Annotated in this window: 17 protein-coding genes; 7 read left to right on the forward strand and 10 right to left on the reverse strand. The window is 64.7% G+C overall.

Annotation, left to right across the window (positions count from 1 at the left end; translation table 11 throughout):
• Positions 1-132: 132 nt before the first annotated feature.
• The 4 genes from fliS to ML401_RS29025 all read right to left on the reverse strand — a co-directional run bounded on the left by fliS (position 133) and on the right by ML401_RS29025 (position 3,994).
• Positions 133-561, reverse strand: a complete 429-nt coding sequence (gene fliS, locus ML401_RS29010; protein ID WP_285807731.1) for a flagellar export chaperone FliS — start codon at positions 559-561, stop codon at positions 133-135.
• A 21-nt stretch (positions 562-582) separates the two neighbouring features.
• Entirely contained in the window at positions 583-2,265 is a 1,683-nt protein-coding gene (gene fliD, locus ML401_RS29015; protein WP_285807732.1) for a flagellar filament capping protein FliD, read from the reverse strand.
• A 61-nt stretch (positions 2,266-2,326) separates the two neighbouring features.
• Positions 2,327-3,151: a flagellin gene (locus ML401_RS29020; RefSeq protein WP_194404108.1), complete on the reverse strand. Its 825-nt coding sequence runs from the start codon at positions 3,149-3,151 to the stop codon at positions 2,327-2,329.
• 144 nt (positions 3,152-3,295) lie between these two features.
• A complete protein-coding gene (locus tag ML401_RS29025; protein WP_285807733.1) occupies positions 3,296-3,994 on the reverse strand; it encodes an RNA polymerase sigma factor in 699 nt (232 codons plus the stop codon).
• A 756-nt stretch (positions 3,995-4,750) separates the two neighbouring features.
• Between ML401_RS29025 and ML401_RS29030 the strand changes: the two genes are divergently transcribed.
• The 3 genes from ML401_RS29030 to ML401_RS29040 are packed head-to-tail and all read left to right on the forward strand — an operon-like array spanning position 4,751 to position 8,851.
• Entirely contained in the window at positions 4,751-6,922 is a 2,172-nt protein-coding gene (locus tag ML401_RS29030) for a hypothetical protein (protein WP_285807734.1), read from the forward strand.
• Between the two features lie 60 nt (positions 6,923-6,982).
• Positions 6,983-8,302: a hypothetical protein gene (locus ML401_RS29035; protein ID WP_285807735.1), complete on the forward strand. Its 1,320-nt coding sequence runs from the start codon at positions 6,983-6,985 to the stop codon at positions 8,300-8,302.
• A 12-nt stretch (positions 8,303-8,314) separates the two neighbouring features.
• The gene (locus tag ML401_RS29040) at positions 8,315-8,851 is read left to right on the forward strand and encodes a hypothetical protein (protein WP_285807736.1); all 537 of its coding nucleotides are present in this window, start codon (positions 8,315-8,317) and stop codon (positions 8,849-8,851) included.
• A 1-nt stretch (position 8,852) separates the two neighbouring features.
• Here the strand turns inward: ML401_RS29040 and ML401_RS29045 are convergent, their stop codons facing one another.
• Genes ML401_RS29045 through dctP form a run of 6 tightly spaced genes read right to left on the reverse strand, consistent with a single transcriptional unit; the run spans position 8,853 to position 15,823 of the window.
• On the reverse strand, positions 8,853-10,109 hold the full coding sequence (locus tag ML401_RS29045; protein WP_285807737.1) for an acetyl-CoA hydrolase/transferase family protein: 1,257 nt from the start codon (positions 10,107-10,109) through the stop codon (positions 8,853-8,855).
• A gap of 1 nt (position 10,110) precedes the next feature.
• Complete coding sequence (locus tag ML401_RS29050) at positions 10,111-11,664, reverse strand: AMP-binding protein (protein WP_285807738.1); 1,554 nt, start codon at positions 11,662-11,664, stop codon at positions 10,111-10,113.
• A 23-nt stretch (positions 11,665-11,687) separates the two neighbouring features.
• A complete protein-coding gene (locus ML401_RS29055; RefSeq protein WP_080134126.1) occupies positions 11,688-12,854 on the reverse strand; it encodes an acyl-CoA dehydrogenase family protein in 1,167 nt (388 codons plus the stop codon).
• 39 nt (positions 12,855-12,893) lie between these two features.
• Complete coding sequence (locus tag ML401_RS29060) at positions 12,894-14,183, reverse strand: TRAP transporter large permease (RefSeq protein WP_211416140.1); 1,290 nt, start codon at positions 14,181-14,183, stop codon at positions 12,894-12,896.
• An 11-nt stretch (positions 14,184-14,194) separates the two neighbouring features.
• Positions 14,195-14,749: a TRAP transporter small permease subunit gene (locus ML401_RS29065; RefSeq protein WP_285807739.1), complete on the reverse strand. Its 555-nt coding sequence runs from the start codon at positions 14,747-14,749 to the stop codon at positions 14,195-14,197.
• Positions 14,750-14,794: 45 nt separating this feature from the next.
• On the reverse strand, positions 14,795-15,823 hold the full coding sequence (gene dctP / locus ML401_RS29070; protein WP_259216780.1) for a TRAP transporter substrate-binding protein DctP: 1,029 nt from the start codon (positions 15,821-15,823) through the stop codon (positions 14,795-14,797).
• Positions 15,824-16,046: 223 nt separating this feature from the next.
• Between dctP and ML401_RS29075 the strand changes: the two genes are divergently transcribed.
• The 4 genes from ML401_RS29075 to ML401_RS29090 all read left to right on the forward strand — a co-directional run bounded on the left by ML401_RS29075 (position 16,047) and on the right by ML401_RS29090 (position 19,409).
• Positions 16,047-17,249, forward strand: coding sequence for a CaiB/BaiF CoA-transferase family protein (locus tag ML401_RS29075; RefSeq protein WP_285807740.1), 1,203 nt, complete (start codon positions 16,047-16,049; stop codon positions 17,247-17,249).
• Between the two features lie 50 nt (positions 17,250-17,299).
• The gene (locus tag ML401_RS29080; RefSeq protein WP_285807741.1) at positions 17,300-17,752 is read left to right on the forward strand and encodes a MaoC family dehydratase; all 453 of its coding nucleotides are present in this window, start codon (positions 17,300-17,302) and stop codon (positions 17,750-17,752) included.
• Positions 17,752-18,603, forward strand: a complete 852-nt coding sequence (locus ML401_RS29085) for a CoA ester lyase (RefSeq protein WP_285807742.1) — start codon at positions 17,752-17,754, stop codon at positions 18,601-18,603. The genes ML401_RS29080 and ML401_RS29085 overlap by 1 nt, the downstream gene beginning before the upstream one ends.
• A gap of 65 nt (positions 18,604-18,668) precedes the next feature.
• Positions 18,669-19,409: an IclR family transcriptional regulator gene (locus tag ML401_RS29090; protein ID WP_211416134.1), complete on the forward strand. Its 741-nt coding sequence runs from the start codon at positions 18,669-18,671 to the stop codon at positions 19,407-19,409.
• Positions 19,410-19,419: the final 10 nt, after the last annotated feature.

The following is a 19,419-nucleotide window of genomic DNA, read 5'->3' on the forward strand; positions in this document are numbered from 1 at the left end:
AAAGCATTGCAGGCGCGGCGAAAACCGGATTTCGGCGAACTGCGGCGCCAAAAGCGCCCGCAGCACTACGGACGACGGCGCAAATGGCGGCCCGGATGATCGCCGAAGCGCACCGGGATCGGCCGGAGCCGTTCAGCCCCTGCGGGCCATGTCGGCCGGCGCGCCGCCTCCGCTGCGCGTGGCGGCATCGACGAATTCCCAGGCCTCCCGAAGCTCGGAGAGCCCCGCGATGATGCGTGCGAAACTCGCGCGCGCGTGCGGACGGCCGAACGCCTTGAGGCTTGCCAGGATCATCGCGTTATAGGTCTGGAACACCTGTTCCGCCACCGCGCCGCCCTTGGCGAAGTCGAGATTGTGGCTCAGTCCGCGCAGGATTGCGGTCGCCCTCATCAGGTGCTCGTGCCCCTCCTCGAAGCGGCGCGCTTCCTGCGCGGCCAGCGATTTCTGCAGAAAGGTGATGGCTCCCCCCAGCAGCATCGAAATCGCCTTGAGCGGCGGCACGCTCGTTGCCGCGCCCCGATAGGCCTGGTTGGCCATGTACGCCATCTGGTTATGCATCATCGATCACTCTGTCTCACACGATCAATCGCTCGAGGAGCTGTTCAGCAATGCGTTGAGATAGGTTAGCGTGCTGTTGGCGCTCTCGATCGCCGCCTGGTACTTTGCGTATTGGGTCTGGAGCTGCGACTGCAGCGTTGCGGCCGCACTGTTGATGTCGTCGACCTTCTGCTGAAGATCGTCATCGCGCGTGGTCAGATTGGTGATGAGCGTCTGCAGCACGCCGGTCGAGGACGCGTAGTTCTTGGCGATCTGATAGAGCTGCGTCGCAATGCCCGAGGTCGACGTCACCGTGATCGATTGGGAGGTCGACCCGCTGTAGGTGAAGGCCATGCCTGCATAGATCGAGCCGGCGGCACCGATGATCGTGGTGCCGCTGACCGTAAACAGCGTCGAATTGCCGCCGACCGACGCCGAGGTGAGGTTGCCGTCGGAATCGACTGCCACATCCAGCGTGAAGGATTGCGGCGACGTCCCGGTATTGACGACGCTGAGCTGGCTGGACGACGTCGTGGTCTGCGCCGACAACAGCTTGGTCACGCCGCTCAGATCAGTGCTCAGGATGTCCGACAGTGTCGAGGTGTCGAGCTCCAGCTCGTTGCTCTCGTTGAACGACAAACCGAGATCGGCCATGGTCATGCCGCCGATCGTGCTGTTCAACGCATTCTGGAGCGCATCCATGATGTTACGCATCGTTCCGTCGCCGAACAGGACCGCGCTCGAATCCGCCGTGCCGTCGGTCGCCGTCGCCTGTTGGGCGATGACCTCGTCGCGAAAGGCGTTGTAGTTGGTGACGAACGTCTCCAGCGCCGACTGGATCTGGCTGGTGTCGGTCTCGATGCTGATGTTCAGCGACGTTCCGTCCGGCGTCGCCTGGAGCAGGTTGAAAGTGACCCCGCTCAGGACGTCGGAGATGTCGTTGGTGTCGCGGGTCATGGAGATGCCGTCGAGCGTGAATTCGGCCGACTGCGCCTCCTGGATGACGTTGGTGAAGCTCCCCGAGCTGTCCGTGACGCCCAGCTCGTTCATGATGTCGTCGCCGGACGTGCTGGAATAGCTGATATCAGCCGCATCCTCCGTGCCGGTCAGCACCATCTGGTACGAGGTGCTGGACACCTGCACGATCGAGGCCTGGACATTGGTCGTCGAGGTCTGGGCGTTGATGGCATCGACGATGTCCTGAAGCGGCATCGTGCTGGTGACGGAGATGTCAGACGTGGCACCGCCCTCCAGGCCGATCGAAAACGTGCCGGAATAGCCGAGCTCGTCGGTCTGGCTCGATTGCGCCGTGCCGGACACCTTGTGGGCCGTGGCGAGCTGGCTGATCGTCAGCGTGTGGTCGCCGGTCGCCGCCCCGCTCTTGATCGTCATGGAGAGCGCCGAGGAAGCGCTGACATCCCCGGTCGAGCTGATGCTGGCGGCGCGCGTGGCAAACGCGCTGGTGGACAACGAGTTGACCACCGCGGTCGAAAGCGAGGCCAATCCCGAGTACAGCGTCTTCAGATCGCTCTGCAGCGTCTGATAGGCCGAGATCTTGGCCTCGTTGTTCGTGATCGTGGTCGATATCGTGTCCGCCTGCGCGGTCTTCGCGTCGACGGCAGCCTGGATCAGCGCCGACCAGTCGATGCTGCTCGAATTGGTGGTCCCGCTCGTGGTGACGGAGACACCCGAACTTGTGCTGCTGCTGGTCGAACTGACGGAAGCCACTGTGCGTATCTGTCCCTGGCAGGAAGCGGGCCGGCATCACGCCGGCCCGCTCGTCTCGTCATCAGCCCAGCAGCTTGAGCAGGTACTGGGGCATCTGGTTCGCCGCGGCGAGTGCCGACACGGCGGCCTGGGTCTTCACTTCCGCGGAGGAGAGCTTGGACTGCTCGGCCGCGATGTCGACGTCCTTGATCGCCGAATTCGCCGATTGCAGGTTCTGGGTTTGGGTCGAGATCGAGTCCGCGCTGAAATTGAAGCGGGATTCCTGGGCGCCGATGCTGGCGCGGGCAGCGGAGACCGTGTCGATCGCCGTGTCCAGTGCGGTCAGCGCCGAGGTCGCGTTCGACAGCGTGCTGACGTCGAGCGAGGACACGCCGAGCGAAGAGGCCGTCAGGCTCGTGAGCGTGATGGTGATGGTATCCGAGCCCGATGAGCCGACCAGCACCGAGACGCCGGAAGCGAACACGCTGGAGCCGTCGAGCAGGCTCTGGCTGGAGTAGCGGGTGCCGGACGCGATCGAATCGATTTCGCTCGTCAACTGCGTGAATTCCGAGTTGATGTAGGCGCGGCTGGAGTCGGTCGTGGTGCCCGACGCGGATTCGGAGGCCAGCGACTTCATGCGGGCGAGGATGTCGGAGATGTTCGAGGCGCCGCCGTCGGCGGTCTGCAGGATCGCGTTGGCCTGCGAGGCGTTGGTCGCGGCCTGCTGCAGCGTGGTGACATCCGAGGAGATGCGGGTCGAGATCGCAAGACCGGCGGCGTCGTCGGATGCTGACGTGATGCGCGAGCCGCTCGACAGCTTCGAGAGCGAAGAGGTCTCTTGCGACGAATTGATGTTGAGGTAACGAACCGCGGCGTTGGCGGCGGTATTGGTGTTGATTGCGGGCATTGAAAGCTCCTGTGCTGATGGGCATGGCGTGCCGCATCGTTGAAATCGGCTTACGACGACGCGGACCGCAGCCCCGTCCGTTCGCTCAAACGACGGAGCGCAAGGAGATCAGGCGCGAAAGTTTTCGCGAGGCGATTTTTATGGTTAGCAGTCGGTAAACGCGGTGCGGATGTCGCGCTCGTGCTTGCGCAGGAGCTGACGAAGCTGCTGGCGTCCGCGCTTGAGCAGCGACTCGACGGCAGCCACCGTCGTGTCCATCACCTGGGCGATCTCGCCGTTGCTCATGTTCTCATGGTACGAGAAGATCACCGCGATGCGCTGCTGCTCGGGCAGGCGCTGCATCGCCAGTTCCAGCATGTCGTTCAGCTCGTTACGCGCGATGATCTCGACCGCGCCGGGCTGGCCGTCGGCGACCTCAGGCACGGTCTCGACGTTCTCGTTGCGCGGCTTGCGGCGCAGATCGATGCAGCGATTGGAGATGACACGGTAGAGCCAGGTTGAGAACTTGGCGCGGCCGTGCTGCCACCGTCCCCGGTGGCTCCAGACCTTGAGCATGGTGTCCTGCACCACGTCCTCGGCGTCCGCCGCGTTGCCGACGATGCGCAGCGCGATTGCGTAGGCGCGATCGATGTGACGCTCGACCAGCATGCGGAAGGCGGCCTCGTCGCCGGTCGCGAGTTTGTCGAGCAGTTCGCTGTCTTCATCATAGACGACATCGTCGGCGACAGGTGCGCTGTCCGGCGCGAGCGGCACCGAGGGCATCATCGGCACCATCGCTTCGGCTGGCACCGTCGTCGCAATCGCGGACTCGGCGGGCGTCATGACATCAGCAGCGTAACTCATCCCGCAACCTCCAACCCACAATGCCGGGGGCGCACATGCCACACGGGCTTCCAGGCGTTGAACGCAGGACCAAAACAATCCAGGCGAAGAATTTTTGCTATTTTTCAAGATGTTACCTGGCATCTTTTGCCGGGCGTCGGGCAATAATTGCCGATAGCGCGATGCTCTCGCGCTTCAATCCTGCAATCATCACATCGTCTCGCGCCATGACAGATCATCCATCCTGAACAGATGTAGCAGTAAGAAAACGCAGACATTACGCGGCACTAGCTGATCGCGTGCAACGCGCGCGTGGCGCATCAAGAAGCGATTGTTTCCGAGTGTGAATGAACGCGAGACAGCATCCGCACTCGGCAATTTTTTCCGAATCACCTTTTTCGAACCTACCGATTTTTTTGAATCTGTCAGTCGCGACGAACGCGATTTTGAATCGCACGAGAATTTTTTTGCATTTGCGGCGCCTGACTCGACGCGGACGCACGTTCAGCGTCCTGATGGGCGGGGAATTGCAGCATGAAGATCGCAACAGTCGGCGCCGAGCGTCGCGCGCAAATTGTTTCTGCTTGGTCGTTCGATGTTTTCGATACGTTTCTACTGCGCGCATGCACGACGCCGGATGGCGTGTTTGAAAGGACTTACGAGCTATCCGGCATTTCACGATCTTGTCCGAATGTTTCCGCGAGTTTCGTTCAGCATCGCATCCAGGCCGAATCGCGCGCGCGTCGAATCGCGAAGGAGAAATGCGGCGCGGGCGAAGTGCGCATCGAGCAGATCTATTCCTGTTTTCCATTCAAGCTGTTCGGCCTTTCGCAAGCCAGCCTGAACGATCTGGTCGAGGCCGAGTTCGGCGCCGAGGTCGAGCTTTGCCGCGTCAACCCGGACATGCTCGGGCAATATCTGGACATGAAACGCGCCGGCCACCGCGTCGGATTCATCTCGGACACCTATTGGGATTCCGGCCGGCTGGCGCGGCTGCTGCGGGCTTGCCATCCCGGCCTCGCCTGGGACTTCCTCTATGCGTCCTGCGACTACGGCAGCGGCAAGAGCGACGGCTTGTTCGCCACCTACCTCTCCGAGCAGGGCATCGATGCCGATGCCTCCTTTCACGTCGGCGACAACGAGAAGGCGGACATCAAGGGGGCGAAGCGCCACGGCATTCAGGCCCGCTATTATCCGCAGGCATCAGCGCAGCTCGCCTCGAAATTTCAGCGCGAGACGGCACTGTTCGAGCTGCTGTGCGGCGGCGCGCCGGCGCGGCTCGATCACGGTGCGCGGACGCTGCGGCGCATGGTCGCCGCGCGCAGCGCCGAGAGGTCCCAGGCTTTCCAGCTCGGGCTGACCGTGCTCGGCCCTGTCATGACCGCGTTCGACGCCTTCGTGACGCGGCGCTGCGAGGAGATGGCAGGTCCCGGCCGCAAGGTCGTGCTCGGCTTTCTCGGCCGCGACGGTTTTCTGTCGCACCGGATCCGGCAGGAGCTGCATGGCGCCCCATCGGCCTATATCGAGATCAACCGTCGCGTCAGCCTGATCGCCTCAGCCGCCACGATGCAGCCGCTCGTCGATCTGCTCGGCAAGGTGCTCAAGATCGACGCGCCGACCTTCCGCGACATGGTGAAGATCATGCCGGCGAAAGTTGCCGCTTTCTTTGGCGGCTTTCCGGACGGGATTGCCTCCGGCGAAGAGCTCGCCGAGGCGCTTCCCGGACTGATCGATCCCGCCGAGATCGTCGCGCTCGCCACGGGCTTGCGCGTCCGGCTGCTCGCCTATCTCCGCCGGACCATCCCCGGCTTCGACGACTGCACCGATCTCGTAGTGGCCGATCTCGGCTATTCCGGCAGCGTGCAGAAGGCGCTGCGCCGCATCTTCGACCTCGAAGGCATCGAGATCCGCCTGCACGGCGCATATCTGATGTCGCTCGACGACGCCTTCGACGACCTTGCCGAACAGGACAGCGCGGCGGGCTTCATCTCCGACCTCGTCGTCACGCCTCACGTCAAGCGCATGCTGATCCGCAACGTCGCGCTGCTGGAGCAGATTTGCTGCTCCGCGGACGGTTCGGTGCGCGATTACGACGGCGGCGCGGTGCTGCGCGAGATCAATCCGCGTCCCCCGGAGCAGTTGGCGCTTGCCGCGGAGATCCAGGCCGGCGCGCTGGCTTTCGCTGGCGGCGCGGACGGTGTCGCGCGCGATTACGATCTCGATCCCTATGCCGCCCCCGATGTCGCGGCGCGCTGGTGCGCGGCGACACTGGCACGGCTCCTGCTGCTGCCTGATGATGACGAATTGGCGCTGCTCGGCCCGTTGAAGCACGACGTCAATCTCGGGACCCACGCGCTCGCGCCGCTGCTCGACGCGCCGTTCGTGCGCAACCAGATCACCGCCCGCGGCCTCTCGGCAGCCTGCACGGCGGCCGCGCCGCCCATGTGGCTTGCCGGATGTTTCGCCGGCCTGTCACCATCCTACAATTATCTGTACGTGCTGTTCGGCGCCAACCGCCTGCCTGCCGACGTCTTTGAGGAACGGGCCTCCGGCCTGGTTCAGGTCGGACTGTTCCGCGCCGACGGCGGTGCAGCGCTGGAGGCGGCGACCGTCCATCGCACCGGGCTGGGCGAGCTGCGTCTGCGCATTCCCCTGTCGCGTCGCATGTCGATCTCCACGATCGCACTGCCGCTGGCGAAATTCGCGCCCGAAGGCCTGCTTCACGGCGTGACCCTGCAGCAGGGCGGCGACGTTCGTGACGCCGCCGTGAGCCAGGATGTTGTCGCGATCGCGACCGAACGGTTGATCTACGGCGGCGTGCAGTGGAATGGCGGCCATTATCGCGCCGAGACCGAAGATGGTTGCCTGCTGATCCCGGTCGCCCCGATGACACAGGAGATCGCGATCTATTCCGTCGCGATCACCCCGCTCGGAGCCGCCCCCAAATAGTGCGCCTGATCGCGCCGCCCCGGCCGTTGAAGTCCTGGGGCTTACGAGGGGGCACGGAAATTGCGGAACGCGACGCAGGCGAATCTTGGGCAGGTACTGCAATCCGGCGGCATCAAGCTCGGCCGGACCCAGCTCGACCGCCTGGGCTGGCTGGTCGGCCAATACGGTGCGCCGGCGCTCGATGGCGTCGCGGACGGGCGGCACAACGGCGTCGCTATTCTGAGGGAGCCACTGAGCGGTGCGGCGGCCGAGCTGTTCTACCGTTCGCTCAATCCCGCCTGCGCGGTCGTCATCCCCAGAAGCGAGAATCCCGGCTTCGACTTTCTCAAGTCCAAGCTGACCGAATTCGGCACCGTCGGCCCCTGCGGCGCCGAGGGCCCGCACGAGATGTGGTGGGGCGGCATCGGCTGGTCGAGATTCTTCGCCGCCGCCGACGCCTCCACGCCCCGGCCGCGGATCGTCTCCTGCCATCCGCGCGGTGGCGACGCGGCCGCGTCCCTCCGCCTCCGTCATTCACTCGAACGCCTGCAGCTCGATTGTCATATCGAGCCGATCGACACCCAGCTCGACGACCGCCTGCTCTGCTTCGAGAAGGCGGAGTTCATGGTGCGGATGTGGAACAAATATCGCGAACCACTGCTGTTCGTCGATGCCGCTGCGACCTTGCGCGAGACGCCGCTGCTGCCCTCCTTCCTCGGCTGCGACGTCGCCTTGCACAAGTGGAATCGCTGGGAGATGTCGGCGCACACGCTCTATCTCGGCCGCTCCGCGCATGCGGAACGGCTGCTTCGCGCATGGCAGCAGCTTGCGGCCGCCTATCCCGCGATCTGGGAGGGCTATCTGCTGGACCAGGCCTGGAGCCTGACGTCGTCGCAGATGCCGCTCGATACCGTGTGGCTGCCGCGCTCCTATCACGCGCTGAAGGGCGATCTCGGCGCCTCGCGCGCGACGATCCTGCATGACCAGCAGACGACGACGCTGGAGCTCGGTCCCGATCCCGGCTTCGCGAGCATCGTGCGCACCGCCCGTCGCGCCGGCCGCACCGGCGCCCGCGACGCCTTCATGGTGATGACCTCGAAGGCCGAGACCAGAGGCGGCATCGCCGTGATCCTGCGCGACGTCTCGGCCAGCGACGCGGGTGCGGTCGCCACGACCGTCGAGGCCGTGACGGGCGCTTATGCCGCCGATTGCGGCGGATACGGCCGGCTCGAGCTGTCGCTCTGCGCCTGGCAGGACGACGTCGGTGCCGCGCGGGAAGCCGCAAGCCTAGCACGTTACCGCATCCTGGAGATCGCGCCGGGACAGCGCATCGCCAACGATTTCTTCGCAAGCCACGCGTCCGACGATGCGGTCATGACCGCACGCCAGCTTTTTCCCTAAGGGACCATCACGATGCTCAAGACGATCATCCTGCTCACCGACACCGTGCAACAGCAGCAGCCGCTGGCCAATCTGCTCCGCGAGCATAATCGCGACCTCGTCTTCTGCTCGGCGCTGCGCGCATCGGACCTCAGTGCCATCGACCCTGACGTGCTGAGCGAAGCGCGGCTGGTGTCGTTTGCCGCCGACGTCGCCGTGCCCGAAAAATTCCTGCTCAGGCTCGGCTATGGTGCCTACAAATTCTACGCCACGCCGACACAATATCCGGGCCTGCCGCCGGCGCCCGACGAGAGCGAGGACGATCCGCACTGCTACTCCGTGATCGCGCAGTCGATGACGATCTGGCCGGATTTCAAGAAGGTGGTCGGCCTGGAAACGGTCACGATCCCAGATGGTACCGCTCCTGCCGAGCGCGAGCGGCTGGTGTTCTCCCGCCTCGCCCATCTGTTCTGGGGCATGTCGCACATGATCGCCGGCGAGGCGACGGACCTCCCCGGGATCATCGGATCCGGCGGCAGCCAGCGTCCGACGCTCGCGATGATGAACTGAGCTAGCGCACGGAGGCGCGAAGCTGCGCCGACAGAGCGTCGCGGTGCTCGGGCGCGGCGATCGCGATCATGCGGCGTGCCCGCTCGGCAAGGCCGGAGCCGCGCAATTCCGCGATGCCCCATTCGGTGACGATGGCGTCGACATCCGCGCGTGGCGTCGTCACCGTCTCGGCATGGGCGACGACCCGGCTGGTCCCGTCGGGTGCCGTGGCGGGCAGCGCGATGATCGCTCGTCCGCCGGGCGACGCGTTGGCGCCGCGCACGAAGTCGAGCTGGCCGCCGATCGCGCCGATCGCAACGCCATTCAGCGTCTCGGAATTGACGCTGCCGTCGAGCCCGACCTGCAGCGCCGAGTTGATCGCGACCAGGCGATTGATCCGCGCCAGCACGTCCTGGCCGTGCGTGTAGGACGTCGGTCGCACCGATACCGCCGCGTTCTCGTGCACGAAGCGGTAGAGCCGCCGGGTCCCGATCACCTGATTGGTGACCGTAATTCCGGCATCGATCCCCTTCTCCGCATTCGTCACCGCGCCGCGTTCGATCAGATCGACGACGGCATCGTTGATCAGGCCGGAATGGATGCCGAGATTGCGCACATGGGATAGCGAGGACAGGATCGCGTCCGGAATTCGGCCGACACCGAACTGCAGCGTGCTGCCGTCGGCGATCAGGCTTGCGGCATGGGCGGCAATCCGACGCGAGACGTCATCGAGCGGCGGTGAGACCAGTTCAACGGGAGGCCGGCGCGCGGTCACGCGCAGATGGATCGGCACCTCGGCGGGCCATTCCGCTCCAAACGTGAATGGCGCATCCGGGTTGATCTCGGCGATGACGAGACGCGCGCCGCGCGCGGCGTCGATGACATAGTCGTTCGACAGGCTGGCGCTCAAGCGGCCGTCACCGGCTTCGGCAAGCTGCACCAGAACGACATCAGCCCTGTGGCGTCGCGCGGCGAAGTCGGCGCAGAAGGCGCTGTAGTTGCTCGGGATCACATCGAGCCGCCCTGCCCTGGCGAGCCGCCGCGCATTGCCGATCACGCCGTAGCTCTGGAACGCCACGTTGGGGGCGCAAGCCACGGGGAACGTGTCGGAAAAGATCGGCCCGACCATCATGCGGAAGGCCGGAAGTCGCGCGGCCTGCTGCATCAGCGCCTGCGTCAGGGTGACGGGCTCCGCCGTCGCCTGCCCGCAGACGACGAGATCGCCCTCGCGGATCAAGCCGGAGAGATCGATCGGCGCCGAAGGTTCGGGGATCACCATCTCAGCTCATCGGCGTGAGGCGCTTGGAGGACTCAGCCAGCAGCGTGCGCAGCTCGGTCTTCACAATCTTGCCGTAGCTGTTCTTGGGAAGCTCAGCGGTGAAGTAATAATGCTTCGGCCGCTTGAAGCGCGCGATCCACGCATTGCAGACCTGATCGAGCTCGTCTCGCGTGACCGCCTTGCCCGCGACGGGAACGACGACCGCCACGACCTCCTCGCCCCATTCCGGATGCGGCCGGCCGATCACCGAGACTTCGGCGACGGCGTCATGCCGCAGCAACACCTCCTCGACCTCGCGCGGATAGATGTTGGTGCCGCCGGAGATGATGACGTCCTTGGAACGGTCCTTCAGCGTGAGGAAGCCGTCGGCATCGAAGGCACCCATGTCGCCGGTGTAGAGCCAGCCGTCGCGCAGCGTATTCGCGGTCGCCTCCGGATTCTGCCAGTAGCCGGACATCACGGTATCGCCGCGCACGATGATTTCGCCGATCGCGCCCGCGGCAACATCGCGTCCGGTCTCGTCCACGGTGCGCACCTGCACGACGCCTTGAGCAATGCCGACCGAGGCGAGGCGCTCCTCATAGCGCGGGTGACCGGCGGCCGCATGCATGCGCTTCGGCAAGTAGGTGATGGTCATCGGCGTCTCGCCCTGGCCATAGATCTGCGCCAGCTTCGGGCCGAACACGCCGAGCGCCGCCTTGCAATCGGCGACATACATGGGGCCACCGCCATAGATGATGGTCTTCAATCCCGGTGCGTTTGCACCCGCCGCCTCCGCCGCGACCGTCAGGCGCCGCACCATGGTGGGCGCGGCGAAAAAGGAGATGTTCTCGCGCTTCGCCGTGAGGTCCAGAATTTCGTCCGGCTCGAAGCGGCCGCTCTCCGGAATGATCTGCGCGCCCATGCCGAGCACATGGGGCACCATATAAAGGCCGGAGCCATGCGACATCGGCGCGGCATGCAGCAGCGCCTCGCCCGGGACGATCGGATTGATCTCGGCGAGGTAGTTCAGCGACATCGCCAGCAGATTGCGATGGCTCAGAACCGCGCCCTTGGGCCGGCCGGTGGTGCCGCTGGTATAGAAGATCCAGGCGGGATCGGTGATGGCGACATCGGCAATGGCGATGCCATCGGCCTTTTCCAGCGCGCGGTGCTCGCCCGAGCCGATCTCGACGATGAGCGGCTTGACCGTCGCGAGCGCCAGCGCCTCCGATGCAGTGCTCGCCATGTCCTCGGTCACGAACACGAGTTCCGCGCCGGAATTGTCGAGAATGAACGCAACCTCGCGCGGATGCAGTTTTGCGTTGATGGGCACCGCCACCAGCCCGGCATGCCAGCAGGCATAGAGGCAGGCGACATAGTCCGGCACGTTCTTCATCAGCAGCGCCACGCGATCGCCCTTGGCGAGGCCGAGGCGTTGCCGCAGCGCGCCCGCGAGCGATGCCACCGTCGCGGCGAGCCGGCCGTAATCGGCGACCGGCGTCAGACCCTTGAGCAGGGCCGGCGCGGAGGCGTCCGCTTTGGCGGCACGCAGCAGATGATGAGCGAGGTTCACTGCGATCCCCCTGAAGGCTAAGCCTAATACGACTTGGCGAGGCCCAGCACCTTTTCCGCGATGAAGCTCAGCGCGAGCTGCGGGCTGACCGGCGCGATGCGCGGGATCAGCACTTCGCGCAGATAACGCTCGACGTGGAACTCCTTGGCATAACCGAAACCGCCATGGGTCATTACGGCCTGCTCGCAAGCGTGGTAGCCGGCTTCACCGGCGAAATACTTCGCAGCATTGGCGCCGGCGCCGCAGGGCAGGCCCTTGTCGTATTGCCAGGCCGCCTGCATCACCATCAGCCAGGCCGCCTCCAGCTCGACCCAATTCACGGCAAGCGGATGCTGGATGCCCTGGTTCTTGCCGATCGGACGGTTGAACACGACCCGCGTCTTGGCGTATTCGGTCGCGCGCGACAGCGCCAGCTTGCCTAGGCCGACCGCTTCCGCCGCGATCAGGATACGCTCGGGGTTCATGCCTTCAAGGATGTACTGAAAACCCTTGCCTTCTTCGCCGATCCGATCCTCCATCGGAATTTCAAAATCCTCGAAGAACAGCTCGTTGGAATCGACGATCTTGCGGCCCATCTTCTCGATCTCGTGGACCTTGATCCTATTGCGGTCGAAATCGGTGTAGAACAGGCTGAGGCCGTGGGTCGGCGAGCGCACCTCCTCCAGCGGCGTGGTGCGCGCCAGCAGCAGGATCTTGTGCGCGACCTGCGCGGTCGAGATCCACACCTTCTGGCCGTTGACGATGTAACGGTCGTTCTTGGCGACCGCCCGCGTCTTGAGCTGCGTGGTGTTGAGGCCGGTGTTGGGCTCGGTGACGGCAAAGCACGCCTTCTCGCGGCCCTCGACCATCGGTGGCAGCATGCGCTTGCGCTGCTCCTCGGTGCCGAACACGACGACGGGATTGAGACCGAACACGTTGATGTGCACCGCGGAGGCGCCGGACATGCCGGCCCCTGATTCCGCGATGGTGCGCATCATGATCGCAGCTTCGGTGATGCCGAGCCCCGAGCCGCCATACTCCTCGGGCACGCAGATGCCCAGCCAGCCGGCGTCCGCCAGCGCCTTGTGGAAATCGTGCGGGAAGCCGCCGTCGTGGTCCTTCTTCAGCCAATAGGCATCCGGAAAGCCTTCGCAGATTTTTGCGATGGCATCGCGAATGGCTTCCTGTTGATCAGTGAGCGCGAAATCCATGTTCTTTGATCTCCTTCTTGGGAGCCGCGAGCTCCGTTCCTAGCGCCCCATCTGCGAGGGCAGCCAGAGGATGATAGACGGAAACGCCACCAAAATCGCGATCGCGATCAGATGCGCGATGAAATGCGGGAAGGTGCCGTGGAACACTTCCGCCACCGGCCGCTTGGCGTAGCGGGCGACGATGAAGCAGTTGAGGCCCACGGGCGGCGTGATCATGCCGACCTCGGCGGTGACGATCTTGATGACGCCGAACCAGATCGGATCGAAGCCGAGCGTCTTGATCAGGGGCAGCACGATCGGCACGGTCAGCACCAGGATCGCGATCTGGTCCATGAACGAGCCGAGCACGATGTAGCCGAACAGGATCAGCGTGATGATCACCCAGCGCGAGGTCTGCAACGAACCGATCCAGGCGACGAGATCCTGCGTCACATGGGTGAGCGTGAAGAAATAGCCGAAGATCGAGGCGCCGACGAGGATCGTCACGATCATGCAGGTGCCGTGGCAGGCGCTGAGCAGCGCCTTGTACAGCGATCCCGGCGTCACCCTCCCCTTGGCGATGGCCAGCAGCAGCGCACCCGCAGCCCCAAGTGCGGAGGCTTCCGTCGGCGTCGCCACGCCGAGATAGATGGTGCCGGTGACGAGCGAGAACAGCAGCGCCATCGGCCCGACCTGCCACAGCAGCGAAAACCGCTCGCGCCAGGACACGGGCTCGATGCGCGGAGCCCGCGACGGATCCTGCCAGACCAGGAAGTAGATCGTCGCCATGATGGTGGCGGTGACGAGCGCCGCCGGAATGATGCCGCCGATCAGGAGCTGCCCGATATTGACCTCTGCGAGCAGGCCGAAGATCACGAGCGCCACGCTGGGCGGGATCAACATCGCCAGCGTGCCGGAGATCGCGACGACGCCGGCCGCCATCTTCGGCTCATAGCCCTGGCGGATCATCGCCGGAAGACTGGTCGACGACAGTGTCGCCGCCGATGCCGTCGAGGTGCCGCAGATCGCCCCAAAGCCGGCCCCGGCCAGAGCGGTCGCCATGCCGAGCCCGCCGGGGATCCGGCCAACCCACGCGGAGGCCGTCTTGAACATGTCGTCGGCCACGCCGGACAGCAGCACGAGGTCCGCCATCAGCAGGAACATCGGGATGGTGATCAATTCATAGGACGACACTGTCGAGAGCGGCGCCGTCTGCAGAATGCCGAACAGCGTGCCGGTGCCGCCGACCATCAGCAGACCGACCGAGCCGGCGAATCCCATGGCGAAGCCGACCGGCGTTCCGATCGCCAGCAGGACAAAAAGCAATCCAAGCACGAGGATGACTGTCATCGCGGCCGCCGTTATTCGAAGGAATGGGCTTCGCCGGTCTCGTTGACAGGCGGCAGGGAAAACAGATCACGACCCGAGACGAGGCTGAGGACATTGCCGACGAGCTGCAGCGCCAGCCGCAGCACCAGCACGCCGCAGCCGAACGGCACCAGCGCGGCCGATATCCAGGTCGGCCAGGCAATGGCGCCGGCCAGCACGTCGTGCTGCTCGTAATTCTCCAGCGCGCGCTCGAACCCGACCTTGCAGATCAGAGCGAAGACGAACAGGCCGGTGAGTGCGGTGACGATCTCCGACAGCCTCCGGCCCCCGGTGGGAAAGCGCGAGAGCAGGATGTCCACGCCGACATGCGCATGCACGCGCAAGGTATCGGACAACGTCAGGAAGAACACGGCGGCCAGAAGGTAGAGCCCGATCAGGTCGTAGGTGAAGGAGAACGGGCTGTTCATGACGTAGCGCATGAACACGTCGGCCACCACCAAGGCCATGATCGCAAACAGAGCGACCGCGGCGAACACCGTCAGCGCGCGCTCCAATACGCCGAGCACGTCCGTCGCCCGCTTGATCATCGCTCTCCCTTTCCGCTCGATCCTGTAGGCAGCGCCCCTGCGGCGCTACTTCGCGCCACTCGCCGCGAGCAAACCTTCGAACTCCTTCAGCGCGGCGGAAGCCTGCTTGCCGCGGCTGTCGAGCCCGGCTGCCCATTCCTGCGCGACGCCCTTGAGCTTCTCTTTCATCTCCGCGCGCGTGGCATCCGGGAGCGCGGTGAAGCCGATCCCCTCGTCCTTCATCTTCTGCCGTGTCGCGTCCTGCTCCTTGTCGACGTCGGCGCAGGCCTTCGGCGTGATTGCTTCCGACGCGGCGTCCATCGCCTTCTTCACATCGTCGGGCAGCTTGTCCCAGACCGATTGATTGATCGAGTAGGCAACGATGAAGCTGCCGAAGCTGACGCCGTCGGTCGCGTATTTGACGAGCTTGTCGAGGCCATAGGCGACGACGCTGTCCATCGGGAACAGCAGCCCGTCCATCGTGCCGCGCGACAGCGATTCATAGGCATCGGGCGCGGCCATGCGCACCGGCACCGCGCCGAGCGTACGGACCGTCAGATCCTGCGCACCGCCGGTGGTGCGCAGCTTCAGCCCCTGCATGTCCTTGATGGTCTCAACCTTCGCCTTGGCGGTCCACACCTGATAGGGCGGCAGCACCACGGCCATCAGCAGCTTGATCTTGTTGGGCGCATATTCCTGCTTGGCGAGGATGCCTTCCCGCGCCGTTTTCCAATAGGCCAGCGTGCCCTGGCAACTGGTCTGGAAGGCGCCCGGCAATTGCGCGACCTCGGACAGCGGCATCTTGTCGGAGACGTAGGACGGCCCGATGTAGCCGATGTCGACCACGCCGGACTGCGTCAGCCGCAGCATGTCGGTGGCCTTGCCGATCTGCTGGTTCGGATAATGCGTGAACGTCACCGCGCCGTTGGTGCGCTTGGCGACATCGTCCATCCAGGGCTTGAGCATCAAACGAACGAGATAGTGGTCGGCGGGGAAGCTGTCGGCGACCTTCAGCTCCAGCGCCTGCGCCGGCAATGTCGAGACCGGCAGTGAAAATGCCAACGCGGCGGCCGCCCAGACCCAATTCCTCTTCATTCGCTTTCTCCCTGACGCGCCCTCACGCCGACGGCGGCAGCCATTTTGCTGCCGGTCGCTTCGGCCTCACTTCTTGCTTGAGAAGTTTGTACATATATGTGAATTTATATGTCAAGTATATGAACTAAGCATGGGGCTATGCGGCTGTTGGCGAAGCGCACGAATTGACATGCCCGTTTTCTGAACACTAACTCCACGTATATGAACTCTCACGCGAGGCCTCATGGGACCGCTCGCCGGCTTCACCATTCTCGACCTGACCTCGGTGTTGATGGGCCCTTACGGCACACAGGTGCTGGCCGACATGGGGGCCGACATCATCAAGGTCGAAAGCCCCGAGGGCGACATCGTCCGCCAGATCGGTCCCGGCCGCACGCCCGGCATGGGCGGGATGTTCCTCAATGCCAATCGCGGCAAGCGCAGCATCGTGCTCGATCTCAAGAAGAAGGAAGGCCGCGACGCGCTGCTAAGACTGGCGAAGCGCGCCAATGCGCTGGTCTACAATGTGCGCCCGCAAGCCATGGCGCGGCTCGGCCTCGACTACGAGAGCCTCCGCGCGGTCAACCCCGCGCTCGTCTATGTCGGTGCGTTCGGCTACGGCCAGTCCGGTCCCTACGCTGCAAAGCCCGCTTATGACGATCTGATCCAGGGCGCGGCGACCATCCCGACACTGCTGGCAGCCGCCGGCGACGGTACGCCGCGCTACGTCCCCGTCACCATCGCCGACCGCATCGTCGGGCTGATGATGGTCAATGCGATCATGGGCGGGCTAATGCACCAGCAGCGCACGGGTGTGGGCCAGCGCATCGACGTGCCGATGTTCGAATCGATGGCGGAGTTCGTGCTGGTCGATCATCTCGGTGGCCTCACCTATGACCCGCCGCTCGACCATGGCGGCTATCCCCGCCTGCTGTCGCGCTACCGCCGGCCCTACAAGACTAGCGACGGCTATCTCTGCGTCCTCGTCTACAACGACAAGCACTGGCGCAGCTTCTTCGAGGCGACCGGGCAGCCGCATTTCCTCGATCGGCCGCGCTTTGCCAACCACGCCGCGCGCACGAAGCATATCGACGAGATCTATGAGGAGATCGGCCAGATCTTCACCACGCGCACCACCGCGGAGTGGCGAGAGCTGCTGGAGCGCGCCGACATTCCGGTGATGCCGATGCACACGCTGGAGAGCATCCTGGACGATCCACATCTCAATGCGGTCGACTTTTTCAAGACGGTGGACCACCCCGTTGAGGGGCGCATCCGCCAGATGCGCGTGCCCTCCACCTGGAGCGCAACCCAGCCGGAGCCAGCCGGCCCCGCGCCGACGCTCGGCCAGCACGGCCGCGACATCCTGCATGAAGCCGGCTTCTCGACTGAAGAGATCGACCAACTCGCAGAGCAGAAGGCAGTTCACCTGGCGCCGCCGCCGTAAGAAGCGGGGGGGGGCGCCGGCAAAAATCGAGACACAGGGAGGAAACCGCGATGGCCGGACTTTATTTCGAAGACTTTTCCGTAGGCCAGGAGTTCAGGCATCCGCTGACCCGGACCGTCACGGAGATGGACAACACCATGTTCAGCCTACTGACGCTCAACCCGCAGCCGCTGCATATCGACGCGCATTTCGCCGAAAAGACCGAGTTTGGGCAGCGCATTTTCAACAGCCTTTACACCCTCGGCATCATGATCGGCATGACGGTCTATGATACGACCATGGGCACCACCGTTGCCAATCTCGGCATGACCGACGTCACGTTTCCAAAACCGGTCTTCCATGGCGACACCTTGCGGGCGACGACGAAGGTGCTTTCGTTGAGGGAATCCAAATCGCGCCCGAGAGCGGGCATCGTCGAGTTCGAGCACCATGCCTTGAACCAGAACGACGAGATCGTCGGAAGATGCCGCCGCATGGCGATGATGCACAAGAGGCCGGTCTGATGCGTTCGATGCTGTTCGTGCCGGGCGACTCCCCGCGCAAATTCGAGAAGGCGAGCGAGGGCAAGGCCGACGCGCTGATCATCGACCTCGAGGATTCCGTCGTCGCCGAGAAGAAGCCGGAGGCGCGCACCCTGACGCTTTCGATGCTGAAGAGCCGCCCCGGCCCGCACCAGCTCTATGTCCGCGTCAACGCGCTCGACACCGGCATGACGCTGGCCGATCTCGCCGCGGTGCTGCCCGGCAAGCCCGACGGCATCGTGCTGCCGAAATCGCAAGGCGGTGACGACGTGCGGCAGGTCGCAACCTGGCTCGAAGCGCTGGAAGCGGCATCCGGCATCGCGGTCGGCACGACGCGTATCATCTGCGTCGCGACCGAGACGGCCAGCTCGATCTTCGGCCTCGGCAGCTACAAGGGCTGCTCCCCCCGCCTCGCCGGCCTGATGTGGGGCGCGGAAGACCTCTCGGCTTCGCTCGGCGCCACCGAGAAAGCCTCGGGTGGCGTGTTCCACAGCCCCTATCGCCTCGCCCGCGATCTCTGCCTGATGGCCGCGGCCGCGGCCGAGGTCGCGCCGATCGACACCGTCTATACCGACATCGACAACCTCGCCGGCCTGGAAGCCGAAACGCGCGCCGCGCGGCGCGACGGTTTTTCCGCCAAGGCCCTGATCCATCCCAAGCATGTCGATGTCGTCAATGCGGCGTTCGCGCCGACCGAGGCCGAACGGTCCTGGGCGGAGAAGGTGATCGCGGCGTTCGCGAGCAATCCGAATTCCGGCACGCTGCGGCTCGACGGCCAGATGATCGACAAGCCGCATCTTCGCGCGGCGAAGAAGATCCTCGGCCAGCCCTAGAGCCCAGTTCCGATGGAATCGGAACTGGGCTTGAAAACGCTCTAGATCAGGACGCAAAGCCCGCCATGATCGTTCGCCAAGCCGCAAACGTCCTGGAGATCATGGAATTCTTCGCGCAGGCGAGGAAGCCGGCGACGCTTGCGGAGATCGCCGATCATTTCGGCTGGCCGCGCTCGTCGACCTTCAACCTGCTCACGACGCTGTCGGAGAAGGGCTATCTCTACGAGCCGCGGCCGCGCGCCGGCTTCTATCCGACGCCGCGCTGGCTGGCGATGGCGCGGATGATCTCGGAGGTCGAGCCGCTGCCGCAATGGACGCATCAGCTGATCGCCGATCTCTCCGCCGAGACCGGCGAGACCGCCTCGATTGTGGCGCCGGCCGGCGTGATGGCCGTGTTCATCGACGTCGTCGAATCCCAGGCCGCGATCCGTTATTTCGCGACCATCGGCCATCGCGTGCCGATCCATGCAACGGCCAGCGGCCGCTCGTTGCTGCTGCAATATTCGCAGGAAGAGCGCGACTCCGTCTATCGCAAGATCGAGTTCAAGCAATACGGCCCGTCGACGCCGATCAGCATCGAGGCGGTCGAGACCGAGCTGCGCAACTCGATCGCGCGCGGTTACTGCCAGAGCTTTGGCGATTACAGCCGCGATCTCGCCGGCGCTGCGATCCCGTTGCCGGTCGGCGACCGCCGTCTCTCGGTCGTCGTCGCCGGCCCGGAATTCCGCATTGGCCCCAGGGTCGGCGAGGTCGCCGCGCTGATCGCGCGCACGGTCGATCGGCTGCGGCCGAAGGCGCCGGCTTGAAGCTGCGGTC

The sequence above is a fragment of the Bradyrhizobium sp. 62B genome (assembly GCF_030272265.2).
GTDB lineage: Bacteria > Pseudomonadota > Alphaproteobacteria > Rhizobiales > Xanthobacteraceae > Bradyrhizobium.